Source organism: Staphylococcus sp. GDY8P94P (genome assembly GCF_017892255.1).
In the GTDB taxonomy this organism is placed as follows: Bacteria; Bacillota; Bacilli; order Staphylococcales; family Staphylococcaceae; genus Staphylococcus; species Staphylococcus cohnii.
Map to the genome: position 1 here is coordinate 126,355 of NZ_JAESKU010000012.1, position 14,992 is coordinate 141,346.

The 14,992-nt window shown below is 34.0% G+C and carries 15 protein-coding genes and 1 pseudogene; 4 read left to right on the top strand and 12 right to left on the bottom strand.

What is annotated here, in order from left to right; genetic code table 11:
- Positions 1-28: 28 nt before the first annotated feature.
- From KA926_RS08310 to KA926_RS08320, 3 genes and pseudogenes are all read right to left on the bottom strand, one after another.
- Positions 29-496: a nucleoside deaminase gene (locus KA926_RS08310; RefSeq protein WP_107385863.1), complete on the bottom strand. Its 468-nt coding sequence runs from the start codon at positions 494-496 to the stop codon at positions 29-31.
- A gap of 72 nt (positions 497-568) precedes the next feature.
- Positions 569-1,153 (bottom strand): phosphatase PAP2 family protein, encoded by a 585-nt coding sequence (locus KA926_RS08315; protein WP_107385862.1) that lies wholly within the window; start codon positions 1,151-1,153, stop codon positions 569-571.
- Positions 1,150-1,864: pseudogene (locus tag KA926_RS08320) on the bottom strand (FtsW/RodA/SpoVE family cell cycle protein). The gene KA926_RS08315 and the pseudogene KA926_RS08320 overlap by 4 nt, the downstream one beginning before the upstream one ends.
- A 321-nt stretch (positions 1,865-2,185) precedes the next feature.
- Here KA926_RS08320 and KA926_RS08325 point away from each other — a divergent pair.
- Positions 2,186-2,794 (top strand): class I SAM-dependent methyltransferase, encoded by a 609-nt coding sequence (locus KA926_RS08325; RefSeq protein WP_107384192.1) that lies wholly within the window; start codon positions 2,186-2,188, stop codon positions 2,792-2,794.
- A 175-nt stretch (positions 2,795-2,969) separates the two neighbouring features.
- On the opposite strand, the gene KA926_RS08330 is transcribed toward KA926_RS08325, so the two are convergent.
- Positions 2,970-3,101 carry a beta-class phenol-soluble modulin gene (locus tag KA926_RS08330; RefSeq protein ID WP_046207113.1) on the bottom strand — a complete coding sequence of 44 codons (132 nt, stop codon included), beginning with the start codon at positions 3,099-3,101 and terminating at the stop codon, positions 2,970-2,972.
- Positions 3,102-3,485: 384 nt separating this feature from the next.
- Between KA926_RS08330 and solA the strand changes: the two genes are divergently transcribed.
- From solA to KA926_RS08345, 3 genes are all read left to right on the top strand, one after another.
- Positions 3,486-4,670: an N-methyl-L-tryptophan oxidase gene (gene solA, locus KA926_RS08335; RefSeq protein ID WP_107385861.1), complete on the top strand. Its 1,185-nt coding sequence runs from the start codon at positions 3,486-3,488 to the stop codon at positions 4,668-4,670.
- A gap of 2 nt (positions 4,671-4,672) precedes the next feature.
- Positions 4,673-5,806: a M20 family metallopeptidase gene (locus KA926_RS08340; protein WP_107385860.1), complete on the top strand. Its 1,134-nt coding sequence runs from the start codon at positions 4,673-4,675 to the stop codon at positions 5,804-5,806.
- Between the two features lie 94 nt (positions 5,807-5,900).
- Positions 5,901-6,761 carry a LysR family transcriptional regulator gene (locus tag KA926_RS08345; protein WP_107385859.1) on the top strand — a complete coding sequence of 287 codons (861 nt, stop codon included), beginning with the start codon at positions 5,901-5,903 and terminating at the stop codon, positions 6,759-6,761.
- Positions 6,762-6,839: 78 nt separating this feature from the next.
- Here KA926_RS08345 and add read toward each other — a convergent pair whose 3' ends face one another.
- The 8 genes from add to KA926_RS08385 form a co-directional block, all read right to left on the bottom strand.
- The gene (add, locus tag KA926_RS08350; RefSeq protein ID WP_107384188.1) at positions 6,840-7,817 is read right to left on the bottom strand and encodes an adenosine deaminase; all 978 of its coding nucleotides are present in this window, start codon (positions 7,815-7,817) and stop codon (positions 6,840-6,842) included.
- Positions 7,818-8,308: 491 nt separating this feature from the next.
- Positions 8,309-8,917, bottom strand: a complete 609-nt coding sequence (gene cysC / locus KA926_RS08355) for an adenylyl-sulfate kinase (RefSeq protein WP_107384186.1) — start codon at positions 8,915-8,917, stop codon at positions 8,309-8,311.
- 18 nt (positions 8,918-8,935) lie between these two features.
- Positions 8,936-10,117 carry a sulfate adenylyltransferase gene (sat, locus tag KA926_RS08360; protein ID WP_107385858.1) on the bottom strand — a complete coding sequence of 394 codons (1,182 nt, stop codon included), beginning with the start codon at positions 10,115-10,117 and terminating at the stop codon, positions 8,936-8,938.
- A 21-nt stretch (positions 10,118-10,138) separates the two neighbouring features.
- Positions 10,139-11,044, bottom strand: a complete 906-nt coding sequence (locus KA926_RS08365) for a sulfite exporter TauE/SafE family protein (RefSeq protein ID WP_019469811.1) — start codon at positions 11,042-11,044, stop codon at positions 10,139-10,141.
- 24 nt (positions 11,045-11,068) lie between these two features.
- Positions 11,069-11,680: an NAD(P)-binding protein gene (locus KA926_RS08370; RefSeq protein WP_107384184.1), complete on the bottom strand. Its 612-nt coding sequence runs from the start codon at positions 11,678-11,680 to the stop codon at positions 11,069-11,071.
- Positions 11,681-11,724: 44 nt separating this feature from the next.
- Complete coding sequence (locus KA926_RS08375) at positions 11,725-12,459, bottom strand: sirohydrochlorin chelatase (protein ID WP_107384183.1); 735 nt, start codon at positions 12,457-12,459, stop codon at positions 11,725-11,727.
- Positions 12,460-12,481: 22 nt separating this feature from the next.
- Complete coding sequence (cobA, locus tag KA926_RS08380) at positions 12,482-13,249, bottom strand: uroporphyrinogen-III C-methyltransferase (protein WP_107384182.1); 768 nt, start codon at positions 13,247-13,249, stop codon at positions 12,482-12,484.
- Positions 13,250-13,272: 23 nt separating this feature from the next.
- Complete coding sequence (locus KA926_RS08385) at positions 13,273-14,982, bottom strand: NADPH-dependent assimilatory sulfite reductase hemoprotein subunit (RefSeq protein ID WP_107384181.1); 1,710 nt, start codon at positions 14,980-14,982, stop codon at positions 13,273-13,275.
- Between the last annotated feature and the right edge of the window lie 10 nt (positions 14,983-14,992).

Sequence of the window (14,992 nt, forward strand, 5' to 3'; positions counted from 1 at the left end):
GGCTACTGGAGGGGTTTCATACTTCTACTTATTGTTGATGATAACGAATTTGCAATTTTTTAATTTTAGATGACACTGCTTCAAAAGGTCCTTCAACATGAGCATCTCTAATTACACTTTCAATAGGTAAATTTTTAAAAGGGGCAGGCGCAACATTGATGGCTTCCAACCATTGACTCAATTGTTTTGAGGAACTCGCATATACAATTTTATCTAAACCAACGAGTGCGTGTGCAGTTGCGCACATTGGACAATGTTCTCCGGAAGTAAAAACAATAGTATGCTTTCTTTCGTCAGGAGTAAGATGGGTTGCTGCCCATTTTGCGATAGCAATTTCTGGGTGTTCAGTCGCATCACCACTACTGATTCTATTATAATCTTCAAATAAAACATTACCCTCAATATCCACTAAAAGTGAGCCAAAAGGTTCATTCCCATAATTTAATGCTTCCTCAGCAAGTTCGACTGTCCTGTTTAAATATTTTTCATAATTCAATCAAATGACTCCCTTCATCATTCCATGTATGAATCAATAAATAATTTATAGATTAGCATTTAGCTTAACAAATCATTCGATTTTATCTAGTTTTTCGCTTGCATGATTATTGTAATTAAGTGATTGAATCATAACTGAAATCACTAATAAACTTCCCATAGTATCAGTAAAATAATGCGCGCCCACATAAATACGGGATACTATAATTGAAGCCACTAAAATAATGGCTATACAATATAATGTTTTATTCCTTTTTATTAATAAAATTAGGCTCACTAATATACATACACTTAAAACATGCATGCTGGGAAAACTATATCCGTCAAAATGTTCGGATGGTCTCGACCGTTGAATGACATATTTCATAAAAGTACCTATTAAAAATACTGAAAAGCACCAAAAGCCATACCACAAAAATTTAAATTTATGATAGAAAAACAAAACAGCCAAAACACATAATGTTAAAATCAAACAAATTTTAGGGTCAAAAATAGTTGAAACAAAATATAGATATTGTTTTATAACATCTATAGTTAAATATGTATGTAACATGTTATAGATCCCTTGATCTATAGGTTTTGCTATACCTATTGCAATACCAATCAAAATAGCAATAAGCAAAATAACTGGTAGTGTAATTTTTAAAATACGGGTCATTTTAAAGTTTCCTTTCTGTCGTTGTTAATTCTTCTAGCCACTGCTAAAAGTGCGCCAAAAGCTATACTGATACTCAACATAGAAGAACCACCATAACTCAACAAGGGCAAAGTCACACCAGTTAATGGAACAATACTAGATATACCAGCTAAATTAATGAAAACTTGCATAAATATGTAACTGACTACACCAACACAAATCAATTTATAAAATTGATTGTTCGTTTTATTCGCATAAATAAGTCCTTTTATTAAGATATAACCATAAATTATGAGCGTAAATAGCACACCTAGTAGCCCCAATTCTTCTGAAATAACGGTAAATATAAAATCAGTGTGCGGTTCTGGTAAATAACCTAACTTTGCTAGACCATTTCCTAAACATTTACCAGTCAGGCTGCCATTACCAATCGAGGTTAACGCGCTCGTTAACTGATAGCCATCAATTTTTGTACATGCGTGTTTTTAAAAAGTTTATATTTATGCATAATGCAATAAATATAATCACTAAAATACCCACAATCAAAAAGATAAATTGTTTTTTCATAAAATAATTACTTTCAATTGGAACGCCACCAGTTAATGCACCCTTAGATGCTGATACCATACTCGCACTATATATCATGATGACACCTAATATAATAAAACTAATTAGCATCCCGTAATCTAGACCTTTTAACCGCCGCCTAATTACTCTCATATTTTTCTTCATCTCTGCACCTCGTTATAAACGTCCACCACCTAGTAAACCAAATATAACAGCCATACTCAATCAGACTTTAGGCTTACCTAATTTAATATACTATTAGTATATTATGTAATTTTATTTAAATATTTTATCCATACATAAATTGAACAAATATACTTTTTTAAAATAACCATTGATTATCTATAATTTTAAATATTACAAGACAACTTGACGTCATTTAATTGAAAAAAATTTGCCTACTATGCTAAAATCAATTAAAGACTTTACAAATCTATAATAACTCTAAAAATACAAAAAGAAAATCTATTCTAAAGGATGATGAGCTTGAATCAATCTCAATTTAATCAAATAGCACAAAATTATGATAATGACGAAAGAATTAAGTTAGCTAAAACAATCTCTTCCGAATTAAATTTACTGTTTAAAAAAACTACGTATGATTCGTTATTAGATTACGGTGGTGGCACTGGGCTTGTCGCATTCGATATCGCACATCATTTCAATCACATTACTATTTTAGATGCATCACCTAAAATGGCTGAAATATGTAATGCCAAAATTAAATCATTAAATAAAACAAACATTAAAGCCATTGAAGGCGATTTACTAGATCCAAACAAAACAAAACTTCACCAATCATATGATGTGATATTACTCTCACTTGTACTACTTCATAGCGGAAATTACATGGCGTTACTGCAACAATTAGCTACTCAATTAAATCGTAATGGCATACTAATCATAGTAGACTTCGATAAAAATGAAAATGTTAATCACCCGAATATATATAATGGATTCGAACAAAAAGATATCCACAAAGCATTACGTAAAATAGGACTTTCAAATATAAATAGCCATACTTTTTATCAAGGCAAAAATATATTTATGAACAAAGATGCCAGTCTATTTTTAGCATCTGGGCAGTTAACCTAATCTCTCTGAAATGTATAATTATACAAAATATAATGTATATTATTTGTATAGTTATTCAAAAACAAAAGTTACTTTTTTAAATAACTTAACAACAAAAAAACTACTGTTTTCTAACACTTTACGTGTGAAACAGTAGCTTTTTTGTTAAGTATATGTTTATTTAAAAATATGTTTATTAACCAAAGAATCCAGCGATGAAGTCTGCACCTTTAGCTACTACATCCGCAATGCTAGTTCCCATATTTACCCAGTCGTGATCTAAACCTGATTTTACTGCATTTGAAATTGCTTCTACGATACCTGACATAATGTAAGCACTCCTTTAAATTGATTTAATTAGTTATTTAAAAATTACGCGAAAGTGTCAACTAAAGTTTTGATTAATTTAATGATACCACCGATAATATCTGCAATCATCATGTCAATACACCCCTTTACTTGTTTGTGTAATTACATTGTATGCTAATTAATAATTTAAATGTTAAATTTTTCTCAATTCGTATAGTTAAGTTCCTAACTGTCTTAAATTAATAAAAAAAGTACAGTTAGGCAAAATACATACGTATATCGATATCACTTTTAGAGATATCAACCATCTCATTTTGTAATTTTACACTAAGACTAGTTGCTATTAGACTTGAAATAAATACTTGGCAAATATTAAATTTGTTTCAACTAAGGAGAGATGGAAATGAGAAAACATTACGATGTCATCGTTGTCGGTGCCGGTTCTATGGGTATGTCAGCTGGATACTATTTGGCAAAAAGTGGATGGGATACTTTAATGATAGATGCTTTTGACCCACCACATGAAAATGGTAGTCATAGTGGTGACACAAGATTAATAAGGCATGCTTGTGGAGAAGGTTTAGCGTATGTACCTATTGCTTTGAGAGCACAAGAACTTTGGAATGAACTTCAAAAACAAACAAATGAACGGATATTTTTAAATACTGGTGTCATTACTTTTGGCCCAAGCGATTCATTGTTTGTACAAACCGCAATCAATGGTGCTCAACAATATAATCTAAATACTGAAACTTTATCAGCTAAACAAATTAACGACACTTGGCCAGGTATTACAATACCTGATGACCAAATTGGTTGTTATGAACCTGAGGCCGGAGTGCTATTTTCTCAAAACTGTATCCGCGCATTTAAACGACTTGCTTTAAATCATGGTGCTGAATTAAAAACCAATGCGCCAGTCATGAATATTGATATTTTTAATGACTCAGTCGAAGTTCAAACCAATTCCGAAACATTCACCGCAAATAAATTAATTATCACTGGTGGTGCTTGGAATAAAAAAATTTTAGATGATTTAGATTTAAAACTTCAACTCCAACCTTCTAGACAAACGATTGCGTGGTTTGATTCCAACGATATTTTGTATAAGTCAGATGGGTTTCCGGGCTTTTTTGCCGACGTCCCAAGTGGTGTATATTATGGATTCCCTTCTATTGATGGCACTGGTTTAAAAATTGGACGTTACGATAATGGAGACCCTATCGACCCAACTTATTACAATAAATCATTTGGGTCTTATGAAAAAGACGAAAACGATATTAGTGGTTTTTTGAACCAATACATGCAACAAGCGAACGGAAATATTAATGTTGGTAAAACGTGTATGTTTACAAATACATTAGACGAACACTTTGTGATAGATAAACATCCCGAACATGAACATATTGTCGTTGCTGCTGGTTTTTCAGGACATGGCTATAAATTTTCAAGTGCAGTCGGAGAAATATTATATGAATTAACCACTAAAGGTAAATCCAAACAGGATATATCACTGTTTAAAATAACACGTCCAAGTTTACAACCTGAAAATAAAGACAAAGTTTTTAATAAAGCTAGGGGGGTTTGAACATGACACAATCAAATTTAGAATTCTTACAATCTCTCATCAATGTTGATAGCACCAACCCACCTGCTAATGAAAATAACGTTGTAAAACTTTTTAAACAACGGTGTGCGTCTCGAAACATTCCTTTTAACATTACAAATTTAAGTGATAATAGAAGCAATTTTTCAGTAACTTTAAAATCCAAGCAGCCAAACGCTAGCAAACTCATATTATCCGGCCATACCGACACTGTAAAGATAGGTGCACAAAAATGGGATTATGACCCATTTAAAGGTGATATTGATCATGGAAAATTATATGGAAGAGGAACAACAGATATGAAAAGTGGCTTAGCCGCTTTATATCTCGCATTAGAATCTTTAATTGAGGAAAACTGTGAATTAAAGAAAGATATCGAATTTTTAGCCACTGCAGGAGAGGAAGTAGATTCAATAGGTGCGGAACATTACGTCAAAAACACAAATATGGATAATGTCGCTGCTATCATTATAGCTGAACCCACGACTGAGAAAGTTGCAATTGGACATAAGGGCGCATTATGGATAGAAGTCACTTTGACTGGAAAAACTGCACACGGCGCGATGCCAGAACAAGGTATTAATGCAGTTGAAGGCATAAACAAAGTCATTCAATTGATAAATGATTTAAAAGAAGAATGGTCAGAAGAAACTGCAGCATTAGGTAAAAGTAGTATCTCTGCAAATATGGTCAATGGTGGTATTCAAACGAACGTGATACCTGATGAATGTGTATTAAATGTTGATATACGAACAGTTACACCGAATATTCATGACAAACTGTATAAGCAATTTAATCAACGTTTAAACCAGATATTTTCTGATAGGAACGCTCCAAAAGTAAGCACAAAAGTATTGCTTGATCGCGCTACGATTCTAACTGATGAGGACACTGAAATTATTCAAAAAGCCTTAGATACTTCTAAAGAAAATAATATTACTGGAATGGCTTATTACACCGATGGCTCTGTGCTAAACCCTAATAGCAACATTCCTACATTAATTTATGGACCTGGAATAGAAACATTAGCACATCAACCCAACGAATATGTAGAAATAGAAGCATTTGAACGATCTATAGACTTCTTCAAAACTTTAATTAAAAAATATGCAACATAATAAGACTGCCGTCATAGTGACGGCAGTGCTTTTTTTCAGCATAAAAGAAATGGTTTCATGTATAATAGCCTCAAACGAAAAGTCGGGTGATATTATGGAAATCAAAGATTTTAAAATTTTTCAAAGTGTTAGTCAACATCAAAGTATTAGTAAGGCTGCTAAATCACTTAATTATGTGCAATCACATGTTACATTTCGCATAAAACAGTTAGAGCAAGAACTCAACACACAACTTTTTTTACGTCATAATAAAGGTACGACCTTGACGACAGATGGTGAAAAATTCCAAACGTATGTTGAAAAAATTTTAGCTACATTAAATGAAATAGAACGTGATTTTGACAAACAAGCATCATCTAACGGTAAAATTGATATCGGGATTGTCGAAACGATTACTAAATTACCTATGCTATTATCAATGTTTCGGAAAAAATCGCCACAAATTTCTCTATCATTACATACTGATGTTACTGCCAATATTTCTAAAAAAATAGTCAATCAAAACTTGGATTGTGGATTTGTCACAGGCTTCAAACATCATCACAATATAAATAAAGTAGAGTTATTTAAAGAAAAACTTGTGTTAATATCCAGTACAGAAATGACACAATTAGAAGATATAACATCCGCTGTATTTTTGGTGTTTAAAAATGGATGTAATTATAGAAGAAATCTTGAAGCCTGGTTAAAATCCGAAAATATTAAAAAGCCATTACTTGTAGAATTTGGTACGATGGAAACAATTATTGGTAGTGTTAAATCTGGTATCGGTATCAGTTTAGTTCCAAAATCATCCGTACAAAATGACTTAGAAAACGGGTCATTGTATAGTTATCAATTGCCTGATAACTATAGTAATATCTCAACGGATTTTATTTGGAATAAAAATTATCATTTAAGCCCTGCTATGACTCATTTTATTCAAACTATCAAATCTGTTGCGCTTGAATACTAAAAATAAACAGTAGTGTATATTTTTAGTATTATAAAATGTTAATGATTAACGCTTCATATTGTGTAAAGTGTATACGCGTTATGACATTGATTGAAGCACTTGACTTTTTTCTTCTTCGGTTAAAAAGGCATATTGAACTGCACGCTTATTAATGTATTTAATCTGGTTTATATTTATTAACTGATGTTTTAATAACAACGTATATTCTTCATTTAATGAAGTTTGTGTCACCATACGATTATCTGTATTGATAATAAAAGGTATATCGTTTTTTAATAAGTAAGGGATGTTTATTTGTGACAATGTCTCTATAGCTTTGGTTTGCAAATTACTTTTAGGACATATTTCTAACAATACATCCTTCGCTTTAACTTCCTTTAATACAGCTTCATCTAAGTTAGCAGCAACACCATGACCAATACGCTTAGCCCCTATTTTGATCGTTTCTAAAACGTTATGTATACAACCACACTCACCTGCATGGAGTGTTAAATTCATACCTTTTTCTAATCCGTATTGAATAGTATCTTGAATTTCATATGGAGGAAATCCTACTTCAGGCCCCGCAAAATCTATACCACATATTTTTTCGCTATTATATATAGACACATCATCAAATAATTGTTTATTCACAGACGATGCATGCTGCCTCATTGCGCAAATGAGTAAATTCACTTTCATATGCAATGTGTCTTGTATGATATTAACCCCCGCTTCTACAGCTTTTAATACATCTAAAAGCGTCATACCTTGTTCCATATGTAGCAACGGTGCAAAGCGAATCTCTATATATTTAACATTATCCTCATAAGCTTGTTGCGCAACATCTACAATTGCACGCTTTAGGCTATCTGCGGTTTGTAATACTTTTAATACTTCATCAAAACACTTCAAATACGCTTCTAAACTTTCACAATCTTCATGCACCGTAAGACAATCCTCGTTTAAAGGTATGCGTTGTTCTTGTGCCAATTGTCGAATTAAATGTTTACTGACTGAACCATCTAAATGACAATGTAATTCTATTTTAGGAATATCCTTTATACTTTGATCCATTTTGATAAATGTCCCTACCTTTATATTGTATTCATTACGTTTAAAACGCCAATCAGATAAATTTGATTTACTTAATATAACACTTTAATTTTCACTTTACTATAAAACATATAAGTATCATTGATACTGTTTGCTTATCTACAAAACAATATATAATAACGATTGTTAAATAGAAATACACTTATTTAAATATAAAAACAGGGTGAAATCAAACTTGTCATTTGATTTCGTAGCCCTGTTTATCAATGCATATATAATTTATAATTGATGATAATAACCTAGTATTATTAGTGATACACCTATGCCAATAAAACATATTACCATAATTGTGACCATCACTTTCAATTCTACAAAAAAATGTTTTCTACTTTGACCTAAACGCACAAGTAACAATCCGCACGATACTACTAAAATAAATATAATAAATAATATTATGGCAATGATATTTAATATCTCCATTCGATTGCCCCTTCAATTTTTTATTATTAAACTTAAATGTCATCGATATACTGATGTTTTTGTAAATAATCCATAATTTTGGATACTGATGCTTCCACAGAAAGTGTTTCTGTATCTAATGTAATCTCTGGTTGTGTAGGGGCTTCATATGGCGCATTTACGCCAGTAAATTCTGCGATTTCACCACTTCTTACTTTTTTATATAAACCTTTCGGGTCTCTATTTTCACATTCTGATAGACTACATTGCGTATAAACTTCTATAAAATCATCTGTATCTAATAAATGGCGTACTGCTTCTCTATCTGATTTATAAGGAGAGATGAAAGCTGTGACTGTTATCAAACCTGCATCTACCATCAATTTACTAACTTCACCTATACGTCTTATATTTTCTTTACGATCTTCAGGTGAAAATCCTAGATTTCGATTCAATCCATGTCTAACATTATCTCCATCTAAACGATATGTATGGATTTGGTGATTAAACAATGCTTTTTCAAGTTCTACAGATATCGTTGATTTTCCTGAGCCAGAAAGTCCTGTAAACCAAATAACTGCACTCTTATGTTGATTACGCTGTAATCTTTCATCCTTGGTAACCTCTGAAGCATGCCATGTTATATTTTTAGATTCTCCCATTACTACATCTACACTCCTTTATTTCTGTTCTTTCAATCCATTTATAAGGACTTGAGCTACTTCTGGTCTCGAAAATTCTTTCGGTAGCGATTCTCCCTTTTTCAATTTTTCACGAACTTTCGTACCACTTAAATGCAAATGTTCTGAAGCATCATGTGGGCACGTTTTTGCTGTAGCCATATTTTCACACGTTTTACAATAAAAGGCGTGTTCGAATTTTAATATTTGTATACCTAATTCTGCTTCGTATTTAGAAATCAGTTCTTGCGCTTCATAGGTGCCGTAATAATCACCTACGCCTGCATGATCACGTCCAACAATAAAGTGTGTACATCCATAATTTTTACGTACTGTAGCATGTAATATCGCTTCTCTAGGTCCTGCATATCTCATTGCAGCAGGGTAAATAACTAAACGCGTTTTATTTTCCGGGTAATAATTTTCTAATATAACTTTGTAACTTTCCATACGCACTGATGCTGGAATGTCATCAGATTTTGTTTCACCTACTAAAGGATTCAACAACAAGCCATCCACTGCTTCTAAGGCTGCTTTTTGAATATATTCATGTGCGCGATGTACTGGGTTTCTAGTTTGAAAACCTACCACAGTTTGCCATCCTAAGTCTGTAAAGAGTTGTCTTGTTTCTTTGGGGTCTAGATGATAATCCACAAATTCGTCGTGTTTAGGTCTGTTTAATAAATAAATTGGGCCTGCGAGATACACACCTCCTTTTTCATAGACCTTTTTGACACCAGGATGATCAACATCCGTAGTTCCGTATACAAGTTGCGCTTCTTTTTGTTTGTCATACGTATACTTTTCTTCTAAGTCAATCACACCATATAAAACACCATCTTCACCATACAAGGCAACACGAGAGCCAATATTCAAATTTTGAGATTGTTCTGTTGTCACAGGTAATGTGATTGGGATACTCCAAACCAAACCATTTTCTAAGTGTATGTCTTCTACAACTTTAGAATAATCAGCTTCTTTCATAAATCCTGTCAATGGACTAAATCCACCGATTGCAATTAATTCCAAATCTGATAAACTCCAAGGATTTAATGTGATAGATGCGAGTGTTTCAGCTTCTTTAAGCAATTGTTCTCGCGCTGCACCGTGGACCTCTCTATTGATAAGTGAACCACCATGAGGTTGGATGGTAGATTGTTCTTTTTCGTTTATTAATGACATGTCGTCACACTCCTTAATGAATTAATCTAATTTATTTACATTTGTTTCATCTTTAAAAGTAGCAAACGGTAATTTATTATTTTGGTATAAAGCATACAGAATTAATCCGAACCAAATCACAATCAATGCAATTTTTATTGTGATTGATAAAGCATGATTGATTTCAACGACACTAATCAGTGAATTTGTATTTGTGAAAATAATCAATCCACTCACACAAACAGCTAAAATATTCATCGGTAACAGTCTAACTAACCACGCTGCAAATGGTGCTGCAATCATACCACCGACACTTAATGATACGACAAGCCACCAATTAATTTGGCTCCAGCCAAGAAAAATAATAAAGCTTAGAGACGCAGACACCGTTACGAAAAACTCACTTGCGGATACCGTACCAATCGCATACCTAGGTTCTAATTTCTTTTGAGCAAGTATCAATGGCGTATTGACTGGTCCCCAGCCTCCACCGCCAATTGAATCTAAAAATCCTGCCACTGCACCTTGTGGTATTAACACAAGTCGAGATGTCTTTTCATTCGCTTTCGATAATGGTTTTTCTTTGGTAAATAAAAATTGGTATAAAATATAGAGCCCCATTGATAACAAGAAAATAGCGATAAATGGTTTAATAAAATCACTGTGTATATGACTCAATATAGCAGCACCAATAAATGCTGTTATCGCTCCAGGAATCGCTAATTTGATCATCGTAGGTTTATGTACGTTTTCAAATTTCCAGTGCGACGTTCCTGAGGCAGCTGTAGTAGCAATTTCTGAAAAATGAATTGTTGCTGATACGATTGCTGGCGCCACACCAAATGTCAATAATATCGAAGAAGACGATGCGCCAAACCCCATGCCTAATGAACCATCAATTAACTGAGCGAGAAAACCAGCCAGTGCAAAAACAAATAATTTATACATATGATGTCCCCCTTTCCTTTCAATTTATTCCAGCGCTGATAACCACTTTCTAACTTCATTTTGCTTACTTATTTTTAAATATTTTTCATTTAAGATTTGCTTCAAAAACCGTTCTTTTTCCTCAGGTGAAAGTGAGCTACGTTTAACTTGTTGCCTACATTCATATAGGAAATCAACATAATCACCATATGCACTATTAAAATGTTGTTGTAACTCAGCTAAAATTTGGCTTGTCAGTTTAGGACTGGCGCCTTGTGTTGAAACACTGATCATTAACTTTCCACGTCGTAATATACTTGGAATGAATACATCGCCAGCTAACGCTTGACCCGCCATATTAATTAATGCCTTGTCTGGCTTGGCTTGTAATATGGATTGATTTACGTCTGTATCGTTCGTCGCAGCAATAATTAAATCCGCGTCTTGCACATCACTACTTTCAAATGTTTTATTCCGCCATTGAATGACTTGTTTATCAACAAGATGTTCTAAGCTATTTGTTAGCGTGGGGCTAATAATTTGAATTTGTTTTGTATATGTTTTTAAAACATTGACACGTCTTTCAGCTATTTTTCCGCCACCTATAACAACGATTTGTTTTTGTGAAATATCAACCACTAAAGGGATGTAAGACATGATGTCACTCCTCAGATAAGTACTTTCAACTTTGATAAAAATGACTAAACTGTATCAAACGTCTCTTCAACACGTTCTTTTAATGCAATTTGTAATTGCTCGTGATGGCTTAGATGAGCTGCTAAAATAATGTCACTTTTTAATTGGTATGCACTCACAACATCAGCGATATGTTGGTCTAAAATACCTGTAAACCAGATATACGGTAAAATAAATATTTGCGAATGACCTGCGTTTACTAAACGGTCCAACGCATCTTCAAATAGCGGTTCACAAGCTGCCAAATAACACACTTCTATGCTTTTAGAAGGAAACATTTCTGATAATTGTGACTTTATTATCGAAAAATCTTGCTTCGTTTGTGGATTATAACTACCTCTACCAATAACTAATAATTTAGCGTCAGCATTAGGCGTGATTTCACGCTCTTCTAAACGTTGTTTAAGAATTTCAGTTAATCGTTTTTGTACACCCAAAGGCTTACCGTAATTGATTTTTATGTTGGGAAATTGAGTTTTAATACGTTCAATCTCTACAGGTATATCTTTGTAGTAATGACCTGCGCTAAGCAGTAATACAGGGATCACGGAAATTTCAGTTGCACCTTGATGCACTAATTTCCTAAAACCTTCAGATATATCTGGGTCTGCAAGTTCTAAAAAACATGTTTCTTGTAAAGGAATATTAACTTTTGCTTGAACACGCTCAATCAATGACGTTGCTTCTTCAACTGCTTCTGCTACACGGCTACCATGACTAACATATAAGACGCCTTGCATATAATTATCCCTCCAGCCACTGTTATGTGAGTTGTGTTAATAATTCATTTTTATATGTTTCCTCAAACCAACTAATGCGGTTACGCAATTTCACGACTTCACCCACAATAATCATCGCTGGGTTTTCAACATCTTTTGCACCGTGGACAATGGTTTCTAATGTGCCAACAACGGTTTTTTGTAATTTAGAAGTACCCATATGTACAAGCGCTACTGGCGTATTTTTATTACGCCCATTTTTAGTTAGCAACTCAACAATCTCTGGCAGCTTTTTAACGCCCATATAGATACATAACGTTTCCGGCCCTAAAGCTAGATGTCTCCAGTATTCATCCTTGTCAATTTCCTTGTTGATAACACCCGTAACAAATGCAACAGAAGAGCTGTAATCTCGATGTGTTACAGGGATACCTGCGTATGCAGGTGCTGCAATACCTGCAGTTATACCTGGTACGATTTCAAATGAAATATTATTGGCGGCTAATACTTCTGCTTCCTCGCCGCCTCTGCCATAAACGAAAGGATCTCCACCTTTCAAGCGTGTAATCGTGTGACCTTCTTGAGCCAAATCAACGAGTAGTTGGTTAGTATCTACTTGCGAAACAGATTTATGGTTAGGATTTTTACCACAATATATTAACTGCGCAGTTATAGATGCGTACTCCAATAACTCAGGATTAACTAAACGGTCGTATAAAATAATGTCAGCTGTTTCAATCGATTTTTTACCTTTAACTGTAATTAAATCAGGATCACCAGGTCCTGCGCCTACTAAAAAAACTTTTCCCATCCTAACACCACCTTTTTAATTGATTAACTATGGAATAATTGACCGTCTGTGACTGCTTCAACAATCCCTGCTCTGACTACAAAATTACCAAAGCGCTCACCATCTGTTCTTTCTTGTGCATATTGCAATAAAATGGGTCTCAAACTTTCTAATATTTCTGCTTCATCAATATTTTCTTTATACAATTTATTTAAACGATCACCAGCGAAACCGCCACCTAGGTACATATTGTACTTACCTGGTGCTTTACCAATAAATGCAATTTCAGCTAATGCCGGACGCGCACAACCGTTAGGGCATCCCGTCATTCTAATAGTTATTTCTTCTTCATTTAAGCCCGCTTCATCTAACAAGCTTTCTATTTTGGTAATTAATGAAGGTAAATACCGTTCAGATTCTGCCATTGCTAAACCACAAGTAGGAAAAGCGACACAAGCCATGGAATTTTTCCGCAACCCAGTATAATGTTCACCATCTGTTAAACCATATTGCTTTATGAGTGCTTCAATTTCTGGCTTTTTCTCTGTTTCAACATTCGCAATTACTAAATTTTGGTTAGGTGAAAGTCTAAAATCTCCAGTATGTACTTCAGCAATCGCTCTTAACGCTGTTTTCAATTTATATTCTTCCGTATCTTTAACACGTCCATTTTGAATAAATAAAGTGAAATGATGCTTACCACTGCCTTCAGTCCAACCATATCGATCACCATTATCTTCAAAGTGAAATGCACGCTTGGACTCTAATTCCCAACCTAAACGACGATTCAGTTCATCCGTGATCCATGCTACCCCTTTGCGATCCACAGTATATTTAAAACGTGCATTCGTTCTATCTTCACGATTTCCATAATCTCTCTGAATCGTAAGGATTTTTTCACAAACATCAATGACCTGTGATTTTGGGAAATAGCCAATCAATCGTCCAACTTGTGGGTACGTCGCAGTATTTCCATGTTTCATACCCATGCCGCCACCAACTGTGAGATTAAATCCAACTAATTCACCGTCTTCAATGATTGAAATTAACCCGATATCTTGTGAAAATACGTCGATATCATTAGAGGGTGGGACTGCAATACCAATTTTAAATTTACGTGGCAAATAGGTTTTGCCATACATTGGTTCTGGTTCTTGATCACTCGTATCTAACACTTTCTCTCCGTCTAACCAAATTTCATGGTAAGCCTGTGTTTTAGGTGAAAGGTGACGGCTAATATCACTCGCAATCTGATTAATTTCCGCATGCACATCAGATTGATAAGGGTTAGGGTTACACATCACATTACGATTAACATCTCCACATGCTGCAAGCGTGTCTAATAAAGATTGGTTTATATCAAACATCGTTTGTTTTAAATTTCTTTTTAAAATCCCATGGAATTGAAACGCTTGTCTCGTCGTTAATTTAATCGTTTGATTTGCATATTGATTCGCGATATCATCCATCGCAATCCATTGTTCTGGAGTCGAAGCACCGCCCGGAGCACGCACTCTTATCATGAAACTGTATGCAGGCTCTAACTTCTGTCTACGGCGTTCATCGCGAAGATCTCTGTCATCTTGCATATAACTCCCATGAAACTTTAATAATTTAGTATCTTCTTCTGAAATAGCACCTGTAATTCTATCTGCTAACCCTTCAACAATTGTGCCACGAAGGTAGTTACTATCAGCTTTGATACGTTCCATCTCATCAAGTTTTTGAGAAAAATTTAAATTTGACTCTGTCACGTGATCAGCT

Excerpts from the sequence above, each read along its gene's own strand:
- KA926_RS08315 (WP_107385862.1), bottom strand. The coding sequence starts at position 1,153 with ATGACCCGTATTTTAAAAATTACACTACCAGTTATTTTGCTTATTGCT.
- KA926_RS08330 (WP_046207113.1), bottom strand. The coding sequence starts at position 3,101 with ATGTCAGGTATCGTAGAAGCAATTTCAAATGCAGTAAAATCAGGTTTA.
- solA (WP_107385861.1), top strand. The coding sequence starts at position 3,486 with ATGAGAAAACATTACGATGTCATCGTTGTCGGTGCCGGTTCTATGGGT.
- KA926_RS08340 (WP_107385860.1), top strand. The coding sequence starts at position 4,673 with ATGACACAATCAAATTTAGAATTCTTACAATCTCTCATCAATGTTGAT.
- KA926_RS08345 (WP_107385859.1), top strand. The coding sequence starts at position 5,901 with ATGGAAATCAAAGATTTTAAAATTTTTCAAAGTGTTAGTCAACATCAA.
- add (WP_107384188.1), bottom strand. The coding sequence starts at position 7,817 with ATGGATCAAAGTATAAAGGATATTCCTAAAATAGAATTACATTGTCAT.
- cysC (WP_107384186.1), bottom strand. The coding sequence starts at position 8,917 with ATGGGAGAATCTAAAAATATAACATGGCATGCTTCAGAGGTTACCAAG.
- sat (WP_107385858.1), bottom strand. The coding sequence starts at position 10,117 with ATGTCATTAATAAACGAAAAAGAACAATCTACCATCCAACCTCATGGT.
- KA926_RS08365 (WP_019469811.1), bottom strand. The coding sequence starts at position 11,044 with ATGTATAAATTATTTGTTTTTGCACTGGCTGGTTTTCTCGCTCAGTTA.
- KA926_RS08370 (WP_107384184.1), bottom strand. The coding sequence starts at position 11,680 with ATGTCTTACATCCCTTTAGTGGTTGATATTTCACAAAAACAAATCGTT.
- KA926_RS08375 (WP_107384183.1), bottom strand. The coding sequence starts at position 12,459 with ATGCAAGGCGTCTTATATGTTAGTCATGGTAGCCGTGTAGCAGAAGCA.
- cobA (WP_107384182.1), bottom strand. The coding sequence starts at position 13,249 with ATGGGAAAAGTTTTTTTAGTAGGCGCAGGACCTGGTGATCCTGATTTA.